The sequence below is a fragment of the Streptomyces xanthii genome, from assembly GCF_014621695.1.
Taxonomy (GTDB): Bacteria; Actinomycetota; Actinomycetes; order Streptomycetales; family Streptomycetaceae; genus Streptomyces; species Streptomyces xanthii.
The window spans coordinates 768,502-785,098 of the sequence record NZ_CP061281.1; the positions used below are offsets into that span (position 1 = coordinate 768,502).

Sequence of the window (16,597 nt, forward strand, 5' to 3'; positions counted from 1 at the left end):
CTGCCGCCCGGTTCTGGCACGGCGCACAAACGGCGTTGTGAGGGCCCACAAAGTGAACGGACGCGCAGGTCCCCGGGCCGCACGCGGCACCGTTCCGTGTCAGTCTCGAAGCATGGTTCCCGCACAGACGACCGGCAGCGGCGGCACGACCCTGTACTACGGCGACACGGGTAACGCGCACCGGCTCCAGGTCTTTCTCGAACTGCGCGACCGGGCCAGCGCGCATCTGGCCGCGAGTCTGCTCGACACGTTCCGCGACGGCGCCGACGCGGGCGATTTCGTCCTCGAGTTCCATTTCGCGGCGGTCATGGACGACACGGTCGGCGGCAGCGGTTCTCGGCGGGCGCTGGCGGCGCTGGGCGCGGCCGCGGACGTGGGCGCCGGTCCGTTCATGGACTATCTCGGCGCCCTGTTCGCGGCGCAGCCCTTCCCTCCCGGCGACGACGGATTCGGCGTTCCGGCGCACCTGCTGTCGGTGGCCGGCACGGTCGCGGGCCTGCGGTCCGCGGACTTCGACGCCAAGGTCGCCCAGGACGTCTACAACACGTGGGCGGCGGAGGTGACCGGAGCCTTCGCGTCCTTCGGTCTCGTGGGCACGCCGGCCGTCCGCTACGACGACACCGTGATCCCGGTGGTGAACGTGGACGGCACCGCGGTCATGACGCCGCGGGAGTTCGCCGAGCAGCTCGCGTCCGCCTGAACGACCGCCCGCGGCCGTCTAGAGTCCTGATCCGGTTCTGGCAAGGAGAACAAGGTCACACTCTGTATACCTGCTGCTCCCGCGCGGATCTGACCTAGCATCCGAGCATGACGGTCCTGCCTGACGACGGGCTCTCCCTGGCGGCCGAGTTCCCTGACGCGACACATGAACAGTGGCAGCACCTGGTCGCGGGTGTTCTGCGCAAGTCGGGTAAGGAAGTCTCGGCCGCGGAAGCGGAAGAAGCCCTCTCCACCGCGCTGGAGGACGGGTTGCGTGCCCGCCCCCTCTACACCGCGCACGACGACACCTCCGCCTCCGGGCTGCCCGGCTTCGCACCGTTCGTGCGCGGCGGCCGCCCCGAGGGGAACACGCTGGGCGGCTGGGACGTGCGCCAGCCGCACTCCCGTTCCGACTCCGCGGCGGTCCTCGCCGACCTGGAGAACGGGGTCACGTCCCTGTGGCTGACCGTGGGCGGCGAGGCCGGCATCCCGGTCGACGCGCTCCCGGCCACCCTGGAGGGCGTGTACCTGGACCTCGCGCCGGTGGTGCTCGACGCGGGCGCCGAGGTCGAGGCCGCGGCCCGCAGTCTGTTCGAGATCTACGCCGCCCGGGGCGTCGCCGCCGACGCGGTGCGCGGCAACCTCGGCGCCGACCCGCTGGGCCACGAGGCCCGCACCGGCGCGTCGTTCGGCTTCGCGCCGGTCGCGGCGCTGGCGAAGCGCTGCGCCGAGGAGTACCCGGGGCTGCGCGCCCTGACGGTGGACGCGCTGCCGTACCACGAGGCGGGCGGCTCGGCCGCACAGGAGCTGGCCTGCTCGCTGGCCACCGGTGTCGCGTACCTGCGGGAGCTGACGGCGGCCGGGCTGAGCGTCGAACAGGCCCTCGGGCAGCTGGAGTTCCGCTACGCGGCGAGCGCCGACCAGTTCCTGACGATCGCCAAGTTCCGTGCGGCGCGCCGCCTTTGGGCCCGTGTCGCCGAGGTGTGCGGGGCGCCCGAGGCGGGCGCGCAGGTGCAGCACGCGGTGACGTCGCCGGTGATGATGACGCGCCGCGACCCGTGGGTGAACATGCTGCGCACGACGATCGCGACGCTCGCGGCCGGGGTCGGCGGCGCGGACGCGGTGACGGTGCTCCCGTTCGACCACGCGCTGGGCCTGCCCGACGCGTTCGCGCGCCGCATCGCGCGCAACACGTCGACGATCCTCGTCGAGGAGTCGCACCTGGCCCGGGTGATCGACCCGGCCGGCGGCTCCTGGTACGTGGAGCGCCTCACCGACGAACTGGCGCACGCCGCCTGGGAGTTCTTCCAGGAGATCGAGCGCGGGGGCGGCCAGGCGGCGGCGCTCGGCTCGCGTCTGGTGCAGGACCGGATCGCGGCGACGTGGGCCGCGCGCAGCGCGCGGATCGCGGAGCGCCGCGAACCGGTCACGGGTGTCAGCGAGTTCCCGTTCCTGGCCGAGCAGCCGGTGGTCCGCGAGCCGCTGCCCGCCCAGCCGTCCGGCGGTCTGCCGCGGGTGCGCCGTGACGAGGCGTTCGAGGAGCTGCGGGCCCGCTCGGACGCGTTCCTGGCGAGGACGGGCGCCCGCCCGAAGGTGTTCCTCGCGGCGCTCGGCCCGGCCGCGGCGCACTCGGCGCGCCTCACCTTCGCCGCGAACCTGTTCCAGGCGGGCGGCGTCGAGCCGGTCACCGAGGGCTCGTTCGAGGACAGCGGCACCACCGAGGTGTGCGTGTGCTCCAGCGACAAGCTGTACGCGGAGCAGGCCGACGAGACGGTGGCCGCGCTGCGCGCCGCGGGTGCCTCGCACGTGGCGCTGGCCGGCCGCCCGGGACCGTACGCGGACGTCGACTCGTACGTCTACGCAGGCTGTGACGCCGTGGCCGTGCTGTCCGCCACGCTCGACCGCATGGGAGTGTCCTGATGTCCGTACCCGACTTCTCCGGCGTCGAGCTGGGCACGCCCGGCTCCGGGCCGGGCGCCGACGTGTGGAACGCGGCGGTCGAGCAGGCCGCCGACGGTTCCGACCTGCTGTGGGAGACGCCCGAGGGCATCGGCGTCAAGCCGCTGTACACGGGACAGGACCTCGAGGGCCTGGACTTCCTGGACACGTTCCCGGGCGCGGCCCCGTATCTGCGCGGCCCGTACCCGACCATGTACGTGAACCAGCCGTGGACGATCCGTCAGTACGCGGGCTTCTCCACGGCCGAGGAGTCCAACGCGTTCTACCGGCGCAATCTGGCGGCCGGTCAGAAGGGTCTGTCCGTCGCGTTCGACCTGCCGACGCACCGCGGCTACGACAGCGACCACCCGCGGGTGACGGGTGACGTCGGCATGGCCGGTGTCGCGATCGACTCGATCTACGACATGCGACAGCTGTTCGACGGTATCCCGCTGGACAAGATGACCGTGTCGATGACGATGAACGGCGCGGTGCTGCCCGTGCTCGCGCTGTACATCGTGGCGGCGGAGGAGCAGGGCGTTCCGCCGGAGAAGCTCGCGGGGACCATCCAGAACGACATCCTCAAGGAGTTCATGGTCCGCAACACGTACATCTATCCGCCGGGCCCGTCGATGCGGATCATCTCCGACATCTTCGCGTACACCTCCCAGCGGATGCCCCGCTACAACTCGATCTCGATCTCGGGCTACCACATCCAGGAAGCGGGTGCGACGGCCGATCTGGAGCTGGCGTACACGCTCGCCGACGGTGTCGAGTACATCCGGGCGGGGCGCGAGGCGGGCCTGGACGTGGACGCGTTCGCGCCGCGGCTCAGCTTCTTCTGGGCGATCGGCATGAACTTCTTCATGGAGGTCGCGAAGCTGCGCGCGGCCCGCCTGCTGTGGGCGAAGCTGGTCAAGCAGTTCGACCCGCAGAACGCCAAGTCGCTGTCGCTGCGCACCCATTCGCAGACCTCGGGCTGGTCGCTGACGGCGCAGGACGTGTTCAACAACGTGACGCGTACGTGTGTCGAGGCGATGGCGGCGACGCAGGGCCACACGCAGTCGCTGCACACGAACGCGCTGGACGAGGCGCTCGCGCTGCCGACCGACTTCTCGGCGCGCATCGCCCGCAACACGCAGCTGCTGATCCAGCAGGAGTCCGGCACGACGCGCACGATCGACCCGTGGGGCGGCAGCGCGTACGTGGAGAAGCTGACGTACGACCTGGCGCGGCGGGCCTGGCAGCACATCCAGGAGGTCGAGCAGGCCGGCGGCATGGCGAAGGCCATCGACGCGGGTATCCCGAAGCTGCGGGTCGAGGAGGCGGCGGCGCGCACGCAGGCCCGCATCGACTCGGGCCGGCAGCCGGTGATCGGCGTCAACAAGTACCGGGTGGACAGCGACGAGCAGATCGAGGTCCTGAAGGTCGACAACTCGTCGGTGCGCGCGCAGCAGATCGCCAAGCTGCGCCGGCTGCGCGAGGAGCGCGACGAGACGGCCTGCCAGGACGCGCTCGCGGCGCTGACCCGGGCGGCCGGCGGTGACGGCAACCTGCTGGAGCTCGCCGTGGTCGCGGCGCGCGCCAAGGCGACCGTCGGCGAGATCTCGGACGCCCTGGAGAAGGTGTACGGGCGGCACGCGGGCCAGATCCGTACGATCTCCGGCGTGTACCGCAACGAGGCAGGGGAGTCCGCCAACGTGGACCGGACCAGGGAGCGCGTCGACGCGTTCGCCGAGGCGGAGGGACGCCGGCCGCGCATCCTGGTCGCGAAGATGGGCCAGGACGGCCATGACCGCGGCCAGAAGGTGATCGCGACGGCCTTCGCCGACCTGGGCTTCGACGTGGACGTCGGCCCGCTGTTCCAGACGCCGGGCGAGGTCGCCCGGCAGGCGGTCGAGGCGGACGTGCACATCGTCGGTGTGTCGTCGCTGGCCGCCGGCCACCTGACGCTGGTGCCCGCGCTGCGCGAGGCACTGGCCGAGGAGGGCCGCGAGGACATCATGATCGTGGTCGGCGGTGTGATCCCGCCCCAGGACGTGCCGACGCTCCTGGAGATGGGCGCGGCGGCGGTGTTCCCGCCCGGCACGGTCATCCCGGACGCGGCGCACGATCTGATCGAGCGGCTCGCCGTCGACCTCGGGCACGACGCGTAGTCCGATGGCGCCTCTCGATCTCGACACGTACGTCAAGGGTGTCCTCGACGGGAAGCGGGCGCTCGTCGCCCGCGCCGTCACCCTGGTGGAGTCGACGCGGCCGCAGCACCGGGCGCTGGCGCAGGAGTTGCTGACCGCGCTCCTGCCGCACAGCGGCCGGTCGCGGCGCATCGGGATCAGCGGGGTGCCGGGGGTGGGCAAGTCGACGTTCATCGACGCCTTCGGCACCATGCTGACCGGGCTCGGGCACCGCGTGGCGGTGCTCGCCGTCGACCCGTCCTCCACGCGGACCGGCGGTTCGATCCTGGGCGACAAGACGCGCATGGAGCGGCTCGCGGTCGACGCGAACGCCTTCGTGCGCCCCTCCCCCAGCGCGGGCACGCTCGGTGGCGTCGCCAAGGCCACCCGGGAGTCCATGGTGGTCATGGAGGCGGCGGGCTACGACGTGATCCTCGTGGAGACCGTCGGCGTCGGGCAGTCGGAGACCGCGGTCGCCGACATGGTCGACACGTTCCTGCTGCTGAGTCTGGCGCGCACCGGTGACGGTCTCCAGGGCATCAAGAAGGGCGTCCTGGAGCTGGCCGACGTGATCGCGGTGAACAAGGCGGACGGCCCGCACGAGCGGGACGCCCGCGCGGCCGCGCGTGAACTGGCGGGCGCGCTGCGGCTGATGCACGGCAAGGACGCGTTCTGGACGCCGCCCGTGCTGCACTGCAGCGCGCGCGAGTCGACGGGCCTGGACACCGTGTGGGAGCGGCTCGAACAGCACCGGACCCTGCTCGACTCGACGGGCCGGCTCGCCGAGCGGCGCAGGGACCAGCAGGTCGGCTGGACCTGGGCGATGGTCCGCGACGAGCTCCTCGGAAGGCTCCACGCGGCACCGGCCGTACGGGCCCTGTCCCCCGGCCTCGAACAGCAGGTCAGGGCGGGCGAGTTGACGGCGACGGTGGCGGCGGAGCGGCTGCTCGCCGCGTTCCGCGACGGCGAACGCTCCGCCGACCGGCCGGAGTAGGTCCTAGAGGGCGTCGCGGACCCGGCGTGACGGCTTGAACGCGTAGAGGTCGAGGATGTCGGGGCAGGGCGCGACGCCCGGCCCGCCGGCCCGCACCCACGCCAGGATGTCCTCGGTCGCCTCCGCGTCGTTGACGAGCCCGAACCAGGCCGGGCGGCCTCCGGCGGCCCGGCCCTCCGTCGACGGCTGGACCACGATCACGTTGGCCTGGTCGCAGACGTCGAGGCACTTGGAGATCTGCACGGGCGCCCCGTCCCGCAGCCGCGCGCGCTGGGCGGCGTGGTCACCGGCCACCTTGGGGCTGCCGCAGCAGCAGTCGCGGCACACGACGATCCGGCACGGCGCGGCGGACTTCTTCGGCTTTCCCATGCCGATCATGCTATGCGGCACCCCAGCAGGCCCCTGAACCGGCCCCGCCCCTCGGCGGGGCCGTTCTGCGTGCGGCCGCGTGCACGGACCCATTGACCGGAGGTGTCCAGCGGGTTACGTTGCCGAACAACTCAATCGTTAGCGGACGAGTTGTTCAGTAACTCCGTTCGGCGCCGCAGACGACGCCGCTCCCCCGGCGCCGCGCCTGCCCGCTCCCTGACACCGCAGGAGTTCGCGCATGCCCTCGCAGCCATCCCCGCCCCCGGTCCTCGACCGCCTGGACCCCCTGGAGGCGCCCGCGTTCGACCGGCGGCGCGCCTGGACCGTCACCGCGCTGATCGTCACGTTCACGGTCGTCAACTTCGCCGACAAGTCGGTCCTGGGGCTCGCCGCCGGGCCGATCATGCGGGAGCTGGACATCAGCCACGGGACGTACGGGCTGATCTCCAGCTCCTACTCGGTGCTCTTCAGCCTGTCCGGGCTGCTGGTGGGCTTCTTCTCGTCCCGGATCTCCAGCCGGGTGCTGCTGTTCGTGATGTGCCTGGTGTGGGGCGTCGCCCAGCTGCCGGTGCTGATCGTGGCGGCGGTGCCGGCCCTCGTCGTGGGGCGGGTGCTGCTGGGCGCCGCCGAGGGTCCGGCCACGCCGATGTCGATGCACGCCCTGTACAAGTGGTTCCCGGCGGGGCGGCGCGGGCTGCCGTCCGCGCTCCAGATCAGCGGGGCCGCGCTCGGCACGCTGGTCGCGGCGCCGCTGGTGACCTGGCTGATCACATCGTTCGGCTGGCGCTCGGCGTTCGCCGCGCTCGCGGTGGTGAGCGTCACCTGGAGCGCCGTGTGGTGGTTCCTCGGGCACGACGGCCCGTACGACCGCACGCAGCAGCGGTCCGCGGACGCGGCCCGGGCGGAGCCGGAGGCGCGGGGGCGGGTGCCCTACCGGCGGCTGCTGCTGTGCGGCACGGTGATCGGCAGCGTGGCGAGCGCGTTCGGCGCCCAGTGGGCGATGACGCTCAGTCAGGCGTGGCTGCCCTCGTACCTGCAGACGGAGATGGCGATGAGCCCCGGCACGGCGGCCTCGACCCTCAGCACCGTGTCCGGGCTGAGCTTCCTGCTGCTGCTCGCGCTGTCCCCCGCGGTCGACCGGCTGACCCGGCGCGGTGTGTCCTCGCGCTGGTCGACCGGTGTGCCGCAGGGCGTCGCGGTGCTCTGCGCGGGTACGGCGATGGCACTGATCCCGCTCGCCGGGCCGGGTGCCGGGCGGATCGCCCTGATCGCGATCGCGTTCGGCGCGCACTCGATCGCGTTCCCGCTGCACTACATGACGGCCGCGGCGGTGGCGCCGGGCGCGCAGCGGGGCGCGCTGTTCGGCATCGTGGCGGCGACGGGGACCCTGCCGGCCCTGCTCGCACCGTCCCTGACGGGGCGTTTCCTGGACTCGGCGGCGTCCTCCGGAGCGGGCTACGCGCGGTCCTTCGCGCTGGCGTCCGCGGTGATGATCGTCTGCGGTCTCGTGGCGGTCCTTCTCATCCGTCCGGCCCGGGACGCCGCGCGGCTCGCCGCGTTCCGTCAGGCGGAGCCGTCGGGGGCGGGCACGTCCGGGCCCGGGAAGCCGCTGGCCCAGTAGCGGCCGCGCAGCGCCAGGTCGAGGAGCATGCGCACGGCCTCCTCGGCCGGCACAGGCGGGGCGTCCTGCTCCGCCCACCAGCGCAGCACGGCGACCTGTTCGCCGACCCAGACGCGGGCCAGGAGGTCAGCGTCGATGCGCGGCTGCACGTCGTTGCGCTCGGCGCGGGCCTTGAACTCCCGGGCGGCGTAGGCCGAGCAGGCGTCCATGAACATCTGCAGGGGCTTGCCGTCGCCCTCGCCGCGCAGCACGGCCCGGTAGGTGTCCCGCTCGTCGGTGACGTGCCGGAGCATCTCCAGGACCGGTTTGCCGGTGAAGCCGACGGCGCTGTCGGCCATCACGGGTTCGAGACGCTGCGCGAGCTCGTCGAGCAGGTCCCTCGTGACCCGGGCGAACAGGTCGTCCTTGCCCTTGAAGTGGGCGTAGAAGGTGGCGCGGGCCACGTCGCCGCGCTCGGTGATGTCCTCGACGGTCAGCGCGCCGAAGCCGCGCTCCAGCACCAGCTCGACCAGTGCCCCGCCCAGCGCCCGGCGGGTGCGCCTGGTGCGCCTGTCCTCGGCCATGCCGCTTCCCTTCGCCCTGTCGGGGCCGCCCCCTGCCGGGATCGCCCCTGTCGTGGTCGCGCTCAGTCTAGGGGCTCTTGACAGTCCAGTAGTTACCGAACAATGTGTTCAGTAACGGCCTGGCTGTTTGATATTCGGCAGATGCGGCCGTTCCCGCTGAACTTCCACGGAGGAGACGGTCGATGAACCTCGGCACGTACCTGACCCGCAGTGCCCGCTACTGGCCCGACGCGACCGCCCTCGTCTGCGGCGAGCGCACCTGGACCTTCGCGGAGCTCGACCGCGCCACCGACCGCCTCGCGGCCGCGCTGCTCGCCCGCGGACTGCGCCCCGGCGACGCGGTCGCCTCGCTCGCCTGGAACCGGGGCGAGCTGGTGGAGGTCGAATTCGCCCTCTACAAGGCCGGGTTGGTGCGCGCCCCGATCAACGCCCGGCTCGGCCGCACCGAGGTCGGGCACATCCTGGAGTACGCGCCCGTCCGCCTCCTCGTGTTCGACGCGGCGCATCGCGAGGACGCCCTGGCCGCGATCGAGGCGGCGGGCACCGACTGCCTGGCCGTCTCCCTCGACAGCACCTCCGGCGCCGAACTCTCCTACGCCGCACTGCTCGACGAGGCGGCCGGGGAAGCGCCGGAGCCCGTGGACGTCGACGAGCACGACGCCTGCGTCCTCAACTTCACCTCGGGCTCGACCGGCACGCTCAAGGCGGCGGTGCAGACCTTCGGCAACCGGCTCGCCAACATGCGCAAGCTGCTCATGAACGAGGAGTCCCGGCCGCGCCGCGACTCCCGCTACCTCGCCTGCGGCCCCATCACCCACGCGACCGGCATGACCCTGCTCGCCAACGTCTTCGCGGGCTCCGCGACCCACGTCCTGCCCGCCTGGGACGCCGGGACGTTCCTGGACACCGTGGAGCGGGAGCGGATCACGACGACGTTCCTGGTGCCGGCCATGGTCAACATGGTGCTCGCCCACCCCGGCGCGGACGGGCGCGACCTGTCCAGCCTGACCAGCGTCCGCGTCGGCGGCGCCCCCATCTCCCCGCAGCGCCTCAAGGACGCCGTCGCCCTCTTCGGCCCGGTCGTCGCGCAGGGCTACGGCCTGGGCGAGACCACCAGCGCCGTCGCCGCGCTCAGCAGCCAGGAGATCGCCCGCGGCCTGGCCGAGGACCCGGAGCTGCTCCAGTCCTGCGGGCGTGCCGTCTACGACACCGAGCTGCGGATCGTCGACGACGCGGGCCGGGCGCTGCCGGCGCGCGAGGTCGGCGAGCTGATCGTGCGCGGCCCGGACTGCGTCCGCGCGTACTGGCGCGAACCGGAGCTGTCCGCCGAGACGTTCAGGGACGGCTGGGTGCACACCGGCGACCTCGCGTGGATGCGCGAGGACGGCTACGTGTTCCTCGTCGACCGCAAGAAGGACATGATCATCTCGGGTGGCTTCAACATCTACTGCACCGAGGTCGAGGCCGCCCTCTACGAGCATCCGGGCGTCCAGGAGGCGTGCGTCGTCGGCGTGCCGGACGAGCGGTGGGGCGAGGCCGTCAAGGCCGTCGTCGTGCCGCGGCCGGGGCACGCGCCGAGCGCCGACGAGATCGCCGCGTTCTGCGCCGACCGCCTCGACCGCTTCAAGAAGCCCCGCAGCGTCGACTTCGTGGCCGCGCTCCCCCACAACCGCAACGGCAAGCTCGACCGCAAGGCCGTCCGCGAACCGTTCTGGGCCGACGCCGCCCGCCGCGTCAACTGACCCCCGAGCCGCACCCCTTGAGGAACGACCGATGACCTTCTCCCTGCGCCCCTCCTACGCGCACGACCCCGAACTGGCCGACCTGGTCGACCGTCTGCGCACCTACCTCGACGGCGAACTCGCCGATCACGAGAAGCGGCACGGCTTCACCCACGCGTCCCGGCTGACCCGCGCCGACCTCGAACCGGTCTGGCGGCGCAGCCGCGAGCTCGGCTTCTACGGGATCCACCTGCCCGAGCAGTACGGCGGACGGAACCTCTCGCACACCGCGCTCGCCGCCCTGAAGGAGGAGGTCGGCGCGTCCGGCCGCGTCCTCGGGCACAGCGTCCTCGGCGACATGGGCGGCCCGCTGCGCGCCGGCGACATCCTGCGCCACGCCACCCCGTACCAACTGGAGCGGTACCTGCTCCCGGTCGTCCGGGGCGAGCGGGCCTGCTGTTTCTCGCTCACGGAGACCGACGCCGGGTCCGACGTGCGCGCGATGCGGACGACGGCGGTGCGGGACGGGGACGGCTACCGGCTCACCGGGCACAAGGTGTTCAGCTCGGCGGGCCCGTTCGCGGACTTCGCGATCGTCGTCGCGCGGATGGCGGGCAGCGGCGAGGAGGAGGGCGAGAAGCCGGCGTTCTCCGCGTTCCTCGTGGATCTCGACAGCCCGGGCTGCACGGTCGCGGAGGGCGCCACGCCGATGTCGGGCGAGCACATCGAGAGCGACATCGTGCTCGACGACTGCCGGGTCCCCGCCGCGAACCTGCTCGGCGAGGAGGGCCGGGGCATGCGGATCGCGCTCGGCCGCGTCACGACGAACCGCCTGCTGCACTGCCCGAGCGTCATCGGCGCGACCCGCCGCGCTCTGGCCCTCACCCTGGAGCGGACCCGGACCCGCAAGGTCGCGGGCGGGCAGCCGCTGCTCGCCCTCCAGTCCGTGCAGCACAAGGTCGCCGACATGGCCACCGAGCTGTACGCGGCCCGGTCCATGACGTACGCGGCGCTCGCCGCCCTGGACCGGGGCGAGGAGGTGCGCACGGAGGCGTTCATGAGCAAGCTGTTCGTCGCCGAGTCCGCGTTCCGCATCCTCGACCAGGCCGTCCAGATCCACGGCAAGGAGGGGCTGACCCAGGGCCACGAGATCGAGTTCCTGTTCCGCAAGATCCGCATGTTCCGGGTGCTGACCGGCACATCGGAGATCCAGCGCAACGGTATCGCCCACGGCCTCGCCTTCATGGAGTGACGGGGCGCCCCAGCAGGCAGAACGGATGTCCCGCGGGGTCGGCGAACACCCGCCAGCCCCGGGCGGGTTCGCCCGCGTCGAGCAGCTCCGCGCCCAGCTCCAGGACCCTGGCCTGCGCGGCCTCCAGGTCGGGGACGTCCACGTCGAGGTGGAACTGGGCGGGGCGCTCGGGGTCCGGCCAGCGGGGCGGCCGGTGGTCCGCGACCCGCTGGAAGGCGAGCACAAGGCCGCGCTCGGTGTGCAGGGTCGACCAGCCGTCGCCCACGGCCCAGCGCCGGTCCGGCCGGTTCACCTCGCCGCCCAGCAGTTCCGCGTAGAACCGGGACAGCACCTCGCCGTCGGCGCAGTCGAGGACCACGCACTGCAGCTCTCCGATCATGGCGGCAGGGTCTCACGGGATCCGTGCCCCGCAAGGGCCGCGCCCCACTCAGCCCACCCCTGAGGCAGGACGGGCCGCGGCGGCGGAGAATCGGCCTTCCGAGACCCCTGCCGCGGAGAGGGAGGCCATGAACCGCCACCACTACCTGTGCCAAGGCTGTGCCCAGCCGCTGTTCGTGGTGGCGACCACCCAGGCCGGCAAGCCCGATCTCCGCTGGGAGATCGACCACCAGGACGAGGGCAACCGCGGCTGCTCGGTGCTGCCGCTGCTCCCGCTTCTCGGCGAGGCGACCCAGCCGGAGGCCCTCGAGTACGCGATGGACGTGCTCTCCCCGCTGCGCCGCTGACCGTCCCGGCCCGGCGGCGCCCGGCGTCCGGCCCGCCCCCGGCGCGCTCCCGGGCGCCGGAAGTCACCCGCCCGCACCCCCTCCCGGTGGCGGCGCGCCCGTGACACGATGCGCCGACACCGCGAGGACGGCCCACCGGGAGGCCCGTGATGTTCGGACGGACGGGCCTGGCGCTGACGGCAGGTGACGGCGGCCTCGTGCTGCGCGCCGAGAGCCGGCCGGGCGACGAGGACGAACGGCGCGTCACGGTGCGCACGGGCGCGGGCGCGGAGGTCGCCGAGATCCGCTTCCGGGTGTGCGCCCACTGCCGTACGGGGCGCGTGCGGTCCCTGTGGGTCGACGAGATGCGGCGGCGCGAGGGCATCGGGCTCGAACTGGTGCGGGCCGCGGTCCGCTCCGGGCCCGGATTCCGCTGGACGACGACGGTGCAGTCGCGCCGGGGCCGGCGGTTCTTCGCCGCGGCCGGGCTCCGGCTGGGCGTGGCGCTGCCCGCCGCCGGACCCCTGTGCCCGCATCTGACGGGCCGGATCGAGGCTTTGTGGCGGCTCAGGCGACCGGTGTGCTGATCCGCTCGACGAGGTCGAGCCAGCCCTCCTCGAGCCGCTCGAGCGGCATCCCGCGCTCCTTCGTCAGGAAGTGGATGACGGCCGGGTCCAGGTAGCCGAGCAGGGCGTGGGCCTGGAGCTCGTGGTCGGCGCCGGGGTCGATCTCGCGCAGCAGGATCGTCGCGTGCAGGGTCAGGACGCGCTGCGAGGGGTGGCCGACGCGGCGGGCGGGCTCGTCCTGCGCGGCGAGGAACAGCTCCAGCTGCTCGGAGGAGCGGCGCAGCACCTCCAGGCCGAAGGCGCGCAGCCGCTCGACGGGCGGGGCGCCGGGGCCGAGCGGCGGGGGGCCGCTGATGAGGTCGGCCTGGAGCCGGCTCGCGGTGTGGTCGAGCAGGGCGGTGAGCAGTCCGACGCGGTCGCCGAAGCGGCGGAAGACGGTGCCCTTGCCGACGCAGGCCTCGGCGGCGACCGCCTCCATGGTGACGGCGGCGGCGCCGCGCTCCGCGACCAGGCGGGCGGCGGCCTCCAACAGCCGTGCCCGGTTCCGCGCGGCGTCCGCGCGCAGACAGGGCTCGTCGGCGGTCGTGCCGATCTGGAGCGGAAGGCTGCTGGACATGAACTCAGCGTAAAGCATTTCCCAGAAAAGTGGACCCCGGTCCGCTTACGGTGGTACAAATCTAAACGGACCCCGGTCCGCATCACTCGATCGCTCGGTGACCAGCCTCAGCATCTTGGAGCTCCTCATGTCTGTTCGTATCCTCGCGCTCGTCGGCAGCCTCCGTGCCGGATCGCACAACCGCCAGCTCGCCGAGGCGGCCGTCAAGCTCGCCCCCGAGGGCGCCGAGGTCGTGCTCTACGAGGGCCTGGCCGAGATCCCCTTCTACAACGAGGACATCGACGTCGAGGGCAGCGTCCCCGCCGCGGCCGCCGCCCTGCGCGCCGCCGCCGGCGAGGCGGACGGCTTCCTGCTCTTCTCGCCCGAGTACAACGGCACCATCCCCGCCGTCCTGAAGAACGCCATCGACTGGCTGTCCCGTCCGTTCGGCGCGGGCGCCTTCACCGGCAAGCCGGTCGCCGTGGTGGGCACCGCGTACGGCCAGTACGGCGGCGTGTGGGCGCAGGACGAGGCCCGCAAGGCCGTGGGCATCGCCGGCGGCACCGTGCTCGAGGACGTCAAGCTGTCGATCCCGGGCTCGCTGGAGCGCTTCGCCTCGACCCACCCGGTCGACGACGCCGAGGTCGCCGAGCAGCTGACCGAGGTCATCGCCCGCGTGCACGGCCACGCCGGTGAGGCCGTCGCCGCCTGACCGTCACCCTCCGAAAGAGCCCGGGCCGCGCGGCCCGGGCTCTTTCGTCTGCGTGAGGGGGGAACGTACGGCTCAGGCGGCCCGCGCGGCCCCGGACCCGTCGGGGTGCTCGAGCCCCAGGTGGTGGCGGAGCGTCGGTCCCTCGTACTCCGTGCGGAAGACACCCCGCTCCTGGAGCAGCGGTACGACCCGGTCCGCGAACGCGTCGAGCCCGCCGGGCGTCAGATGCGGGACGAGGATGAATCCGTCGGCGGCGTCGGCCTGGACGAGCGCGTCGATGCTCCGCGCGATCGTCTCCGGCGAGCCGACGAAGTTCTGCCGGTTGCCCGTGTTGATGACCAGGTCGCGGATCGACCAGCCGTGCGCGGCGGCCCGCTCGCGCCACTCGCGGGCGGTGGCGAGGGGGTCCCGGTACATCCGGACCTGGGCCCGGCCCTCGGCGATGTGCCCGTCGCTGACCAGCGGGTCGATGTCGGGCAGCGGTCCGTCCGGGTCGTACGCGGACAGGTCCCGGTTCCAGACGAACTCCAGGTGGCGCAGGGCGGTGGCGCCGCTGACCTGCTGCCGGCGCACCTCGCGGGCCAGCTCCTCGGCCTCGGCGTCGGTGTCGCCGAGGGCGAAGGTCGCCGCGGGCAGGATCTTCAGCTGCTCGGGGCGGCGGCCGTACCGGGCGAGCCGGCGTTTGACGTCGGCGTAGAAGGCCTGCCCCTCCTCCAGGGTCGCGTACCGGCTGAAGATCGCGTCGGCGTCGGACGCGGCGAACTCGCGGCCCTCGTCGGAGTCCCCCGCCTGGAAGATCACCGGGCGGCCCTGGGGCGAGCGCGGGACGTTGAACCGGCCCTGGATGTCGAAGTGCCGGCCGGAGTGCACGAACGCGCCGGCCTTCGCGTCGCCCAGGAAGGTCCCGGTCGCCGGGTCGGCGAGGATCTCGTCGCCGCGCCAGGAGTCGAAGAGCTCGTGCGCGGTGGCGAGGAACTCGGCGGCGCGCGTGTACCGCTCCTCCTGCGGCAGGAAGCCGCCGCGCCGGAAGTTCTCGCCGGTGAAGGCGTCCCAGGAGGTGACGACGTTCCAGGCGGCGCGGCCCTCCGTCAGATGGTCGAGGCTCGCGAACTGGCGGGCCACCTCGTACGGCTCGTTGAAGGTGGAGTTGATCGTGCCGGTCAGTCCGAGGTGCTCGGTGACGGCGGCGAGCGCGGCCAGGACGGTGAAGGTGTCGGGGCGGCCGACGACGTCCAGGTCGTAGATCTCCCCCGCGTGCTCGCGCAGCCGGAGGCCCTCGGCGAGGAACAGGAAGTCGAACTTGGCGCGTTCGGCGGTGCGCGCGAAGTGCGTGAAGGAACCGAAGTCGATGTGGCTGCCGGCCCGCGGGTCGCTCCACACCGTGGTGTTGTTGACGCCGGGGAAGTGGGCGGCCAGATGGATCTGCTTCTGCGGCTTGCTCATGGCGTGCGGTCTCCGTCCGGCTCAGGCGGCGGTCGTGGCGTAGCGGTTGGCGGGGCGGGCGAACCCGAGCAGACCGCGCAGGGTGTCGGCCTCGTAGGCGCGGCGGAAGGCGCCGCGGTGCTGGAGCTCGGGCACGAGGCCGCGGGTGAGCGCGGGCAGGTCGTGGCCGAGCACGGCGGGCCGCAGCCGGAACCCGGACAGGCCCGCGGCCTGCAACTCCTGGAGGAGGTCGGCGAGTTGGGCAGGGGTGCCCGTGAAGACGGGGGCGTCGCTCTCGTACGGGGATCCGGCGGCGGTGTCGAGCCGGGACAGCCGGTCGCGGGCCGCGCGCTCCGTCTCGTCCAGGAACACGACGACGTCGCCGAAGACGTGCAGCGGTTCGCCCGCGCGGCCGGCCGCCTCCTGCTCAGCGCGGATCTCGGCGACGATCGCCCGTGCCTGCCCGGGGTCGTGGGCGGTGACGTAGCCGATGTCGGCCTGCCGGGCGATGAGCCGGTACGGGACGGTCTGGTGGCCGAGGGCGGTGACGACGGGCTGCCCCTGGGGCGGACGCGGGGTGATCGAGGGGCCGCGCACGCTGAAGCGGCGGCCCTCGAAGTCGATGGGGTGCAGCCGGTCCCGGTCGATGAAGCGGCCGGTGGCGGCGTCCCTGATCTCGGCGCCGTCCTCCCAGCTGTCCCACAGCCGGCGCAGCACCTCGGTGTAGTCGGCGGCCTCGTCGAACAGGTCGGTGACGAGGTCCTGAGCGGCCGGGCTGTCGTAGGCGTCGATGGGCTCGATCGTGCGGCGGCCGAAGTGCGCGGCCTCGTGCGGGCGGGCGGTGATCTGCACGCGGACCCCGGCGCGCCCGGAGCTGACGTGGTCGAGGGTGGCGATGGCCTTGGACAGGTGGAACGGCTCGGTGTGCGTGACCACCGCCGTCGGCACGAGGCCGATGTGCCGGGTGAGCGGGGCGACGCGCGCGGCGGTCAGGACCGCGTCGAGCCGGCCGCGAACCTGGTCGGTGCGGTCGTCGGGCTCCAGGAAGTGGCTGGACTGGAGGCCGAGTCCGTCCTCGATGGTGACGAGGTCGAGCAGCCCGCGCTCGGCCTCGGTGACGAGGCCGGCCCAGTAGCGGGCGGTGAACAGCTCGCGGGGCCGGGATGCGGGCTCGCGCCAGGACGCGGGGTGCCAGCCGGTGCCGTCGAGCGCGACGGCGAGGTGCAGCGGTGCGGAGGGTGCTGAGGACACGGGTGTGCCTTCCTGA

Annotated in this window: 16 protein-coding genes; 10 read left to right on the forward strand and 6 right to left on the reverse strand. The window is 73.0% G+C overall.

What is annotated here, in order from left to right:
- Positions 1-112: 112 nt before the first annotated feature.
- The 4 genes from IAG42_RS03760 (at position 113) to meaB (ending at position 5,805) form a co-directional block, all read left to right on the forward strand.
- The gene (locus IAG42_RS03760; RefSeq protein WP_188335578.1) at positions 113-700 is read left to right on the forward strand and encodes a DsbA family protein; all 588 of its coding nucleotides are present in this window, start codon (positions 113-115) and stop codon (positions 698-700) included.
- Between the two features lie 107 nt (positions 701-807).
- Positions 808-2,619 (forward strand): methylmalonyl-CoA mutase family protein, encoded by a 1,812-nt coding sequence (locus IAG42_RS03765; protein WP_188335579.1) that lies wholly within the window; start codon positions 808-810, stop codon positions 2,617-2,619.
- The gene (gene scpA, locus IAG42_RS03770; protein WP_188335580.1) at positions 2,619-4,793 is read left to right on the forward strand and encodes a methylmalonyl-CoA mutase; all 2,175 of its coding nucleotides are present in this window, start codon (positions 2,619-2,621) and stop codon (positions 4,791-4,793) included. The genes IAG42_RS03765 and scpA overlap by 1 nt, the downstream gene beginning before the upstream one ends.
- A 4-nt stretch (positions 4,794-4,797) precedes the next feature.
- Entirely contained in the window at positions 4,798-5,805 is a 1,008-nt protein-coding gene (gene meaB, locus IAG42_RS03775) for a methylmalonyl Co-A mutase-associated GTPase MeaB (RefSeq protein WP_188335581.1), read from the forward strand.
- 3 nt (positions 5,806-5,808) lie between these two features.
- On the opposite strand, the gene IAG42_RS03780 is transcribed toward meaB, so the two are convergent.
- On the reverse strand, positions 5,809-6,174 hold the full coding sequence (locus IAG42_RS03780; protein WP_188335582.1) for a (2Fe-2S) ferredoxin domain-containing protein: 366 nt from the start codon (positions 6,172-6,174) through the stop codon (positions 5,809-5,811).
- A gap of 238 nt (positions 6,175-6,412) precedes the next feature.
- Between IAG42_RS03780 and IAG42_RS03785 the strand changes: the two genes are divergently transcribed.
- Positions 6,413-7,795 (forward strand): MFS transporter, encoded by a 1,383-nt coding sequence (locus tag IAG42_RS03785; RefSeq protein WP_188335583.1) that lies wholly within the window; start codon positions 6,413-6,415, stop codon positions 7,793-7,795.
- Here the strand turns inward: IAG42_RS03785 and IAG42_RS03790 are convergent.
- Positions 7,738-8,358 (reverse strand): TetR/AcrR family transcriptional regulator, encoded by a 621-nt coding sequence (locus IAG42_RS03790; RefSeq protein ID WP_188335584.1) that lies wholly within the window; start codon positions 8,356-8,358, stop codon positions 7,738-7,740. The two genes, IAG42_RS03785 and IAG42_RS03790, sit on opposite strands and share 58 nt — an antisense overlap.
- Before the next feature lie 182 nt (positions 8,359-8,540).
- On the opposite strand from IAG42_RS03790, the gene IAG42_RS03795 reads away from it, so the two are divergent.
- Together IAG42_RS03795 and IAG42_RS03800 are read left to right on the forward strand one after the other, a co-directional pair.
- On the forward strand, positions 8,541-10,100 hold the full coding sequence (locus IAG42_RS03795) for an AMP-binding protein (protein WP_188335585.1): 1,560 nt from the start codon (positions 8,541-8,543) through the stop codon (positions 10,098-10,100).
- Between the two features lie 31 nt (positions 10,101-10,131).
- Positions 10,132-11,331: an acyl-CoA dehydrogenase family protein gene (locus IAG42_RS03800; RefSeq protein ID WP_188335586.1), complete on the forward strand. Its 1,200-nt coding sequence runs from the start codon at positions 10,132-10,134 to the stop codon at positions 11,329-11,331.
- Here IAG42_RS03800 and IAG42_RS03805 read toward each other — a convergent pair.
- Entirely contained in the window at positions 11,321-11,710 is a 390-nt protein-coding gene (locus tag IAG42_RS03805; protein ID WP_188335587.1) for a VOC family protein, read from the reverse strand. The two genes, IAG42_RS03800 and IAG42_RS03805, sit on opposite strands and share 11 nt — an antisense overlap.
- 127 nt (positions 11,711-11,837) lie before the next feature.
- On the opposite strand from IAG42_RS03805, the gene IAG42_RS03810 reads away from it, so the two are divergent.
- Together IAG42_RS03810 and IAG42_RS03815 are read left to right on the forward strand one after the other, a co-directional pair.
- The gene (locus tag IAG42_RS03810) at positions 11,838-12,056 is read left to right on the forward strand and encodes a hypothetical protein (protein ID WP_188335588.1); all 219 of its coding nucleotides are present in this window, start codon (positions 11,838-11,840) and stop codon (positions 12,054-12,056) included.
- Between the two features lie 149 nt (positions 12,057-12,205).
- Positions 12,206-12,622 carry a hypothetical protein gene (locus IAG42_RS03815; protein WP_188335589.1) on the forward strand — a complete coding sequence of 139 codons (417 nt, stop codon included), beginning with the start codon at positions 12,206-12,208 and terminating at the stop codon, positions 12,620-12,622.
- Here the strand turns inward: IAG42_RS03815 and IAG42_RS03820 are convergent.
- Positions 12,603-13,235, reverse strand: a complete 633-nt coding sequence (locus tag IAG42_RS03820) for a TetR/AcrR family transcriptional regulator (RefSeq protein ID WP_188335590.1) — start codon at positions 13,233-13,235, stop codon at positions 12,603-12,605. The two genes, IAG42_RS03815 and IAG42_RS03820, sit on opposite strands and share 20 nt — an antisense overlap.
- A 109-nt stretch (positions 13,236-13,344) precedes the next feature.
- Between IAG42_RS03820 and IAG42_RS03825 the strand changes: the two genes are divergently transcribed.
- Positions 13,345-13,908, forward strand: a complete 564-nt coding sequence (locus IAG42_RS03825) for an NADPH-dependent FMN reductase (protein ID WP_188335591.1) — start codon at positions 13,345-13,347, stop codon at positions 13,906-13,908.
- 72 nt (positions 13,909-13,980) lie between these two features.
- Here IAG42_RS03825 and IAG42_RS03830 read toward each other — a convergent pair whose 3' ends face one another.
- Together IAG42_RS03830 and IAG42_RS03835 are read right to left on the reverse strand one after the other, a co-directional pair.
- A complete protein-coding gene (locus IAG42_RS03830; RefSeq protein WP_188335592.1) occupies positions 13,981-15,351 on the reverse strand; it encodes an NtaA/DmoA family FMN-dependent monooxygenase in 1,371 nt (456 codons plus the stop codon).
- 21 nt (positions 15,352-15,372) lie between these two features.
- Positions 15,373-16,581 carry an LLM class flavin-dependent oxidoreductase gene (locus tag IAG42_RS03835; RefSeq protein WP_188335593.1) on the reverse strand — a complete coding sequence of 403 codons (1,209 nt, stop codon included), beginning with the start codon at positions 16,579-16,581 and terminating at the stop codon, positions 15,373-15,375.
- Positions 16,582-16,597 lie beyond the last annotated feature (16 nt).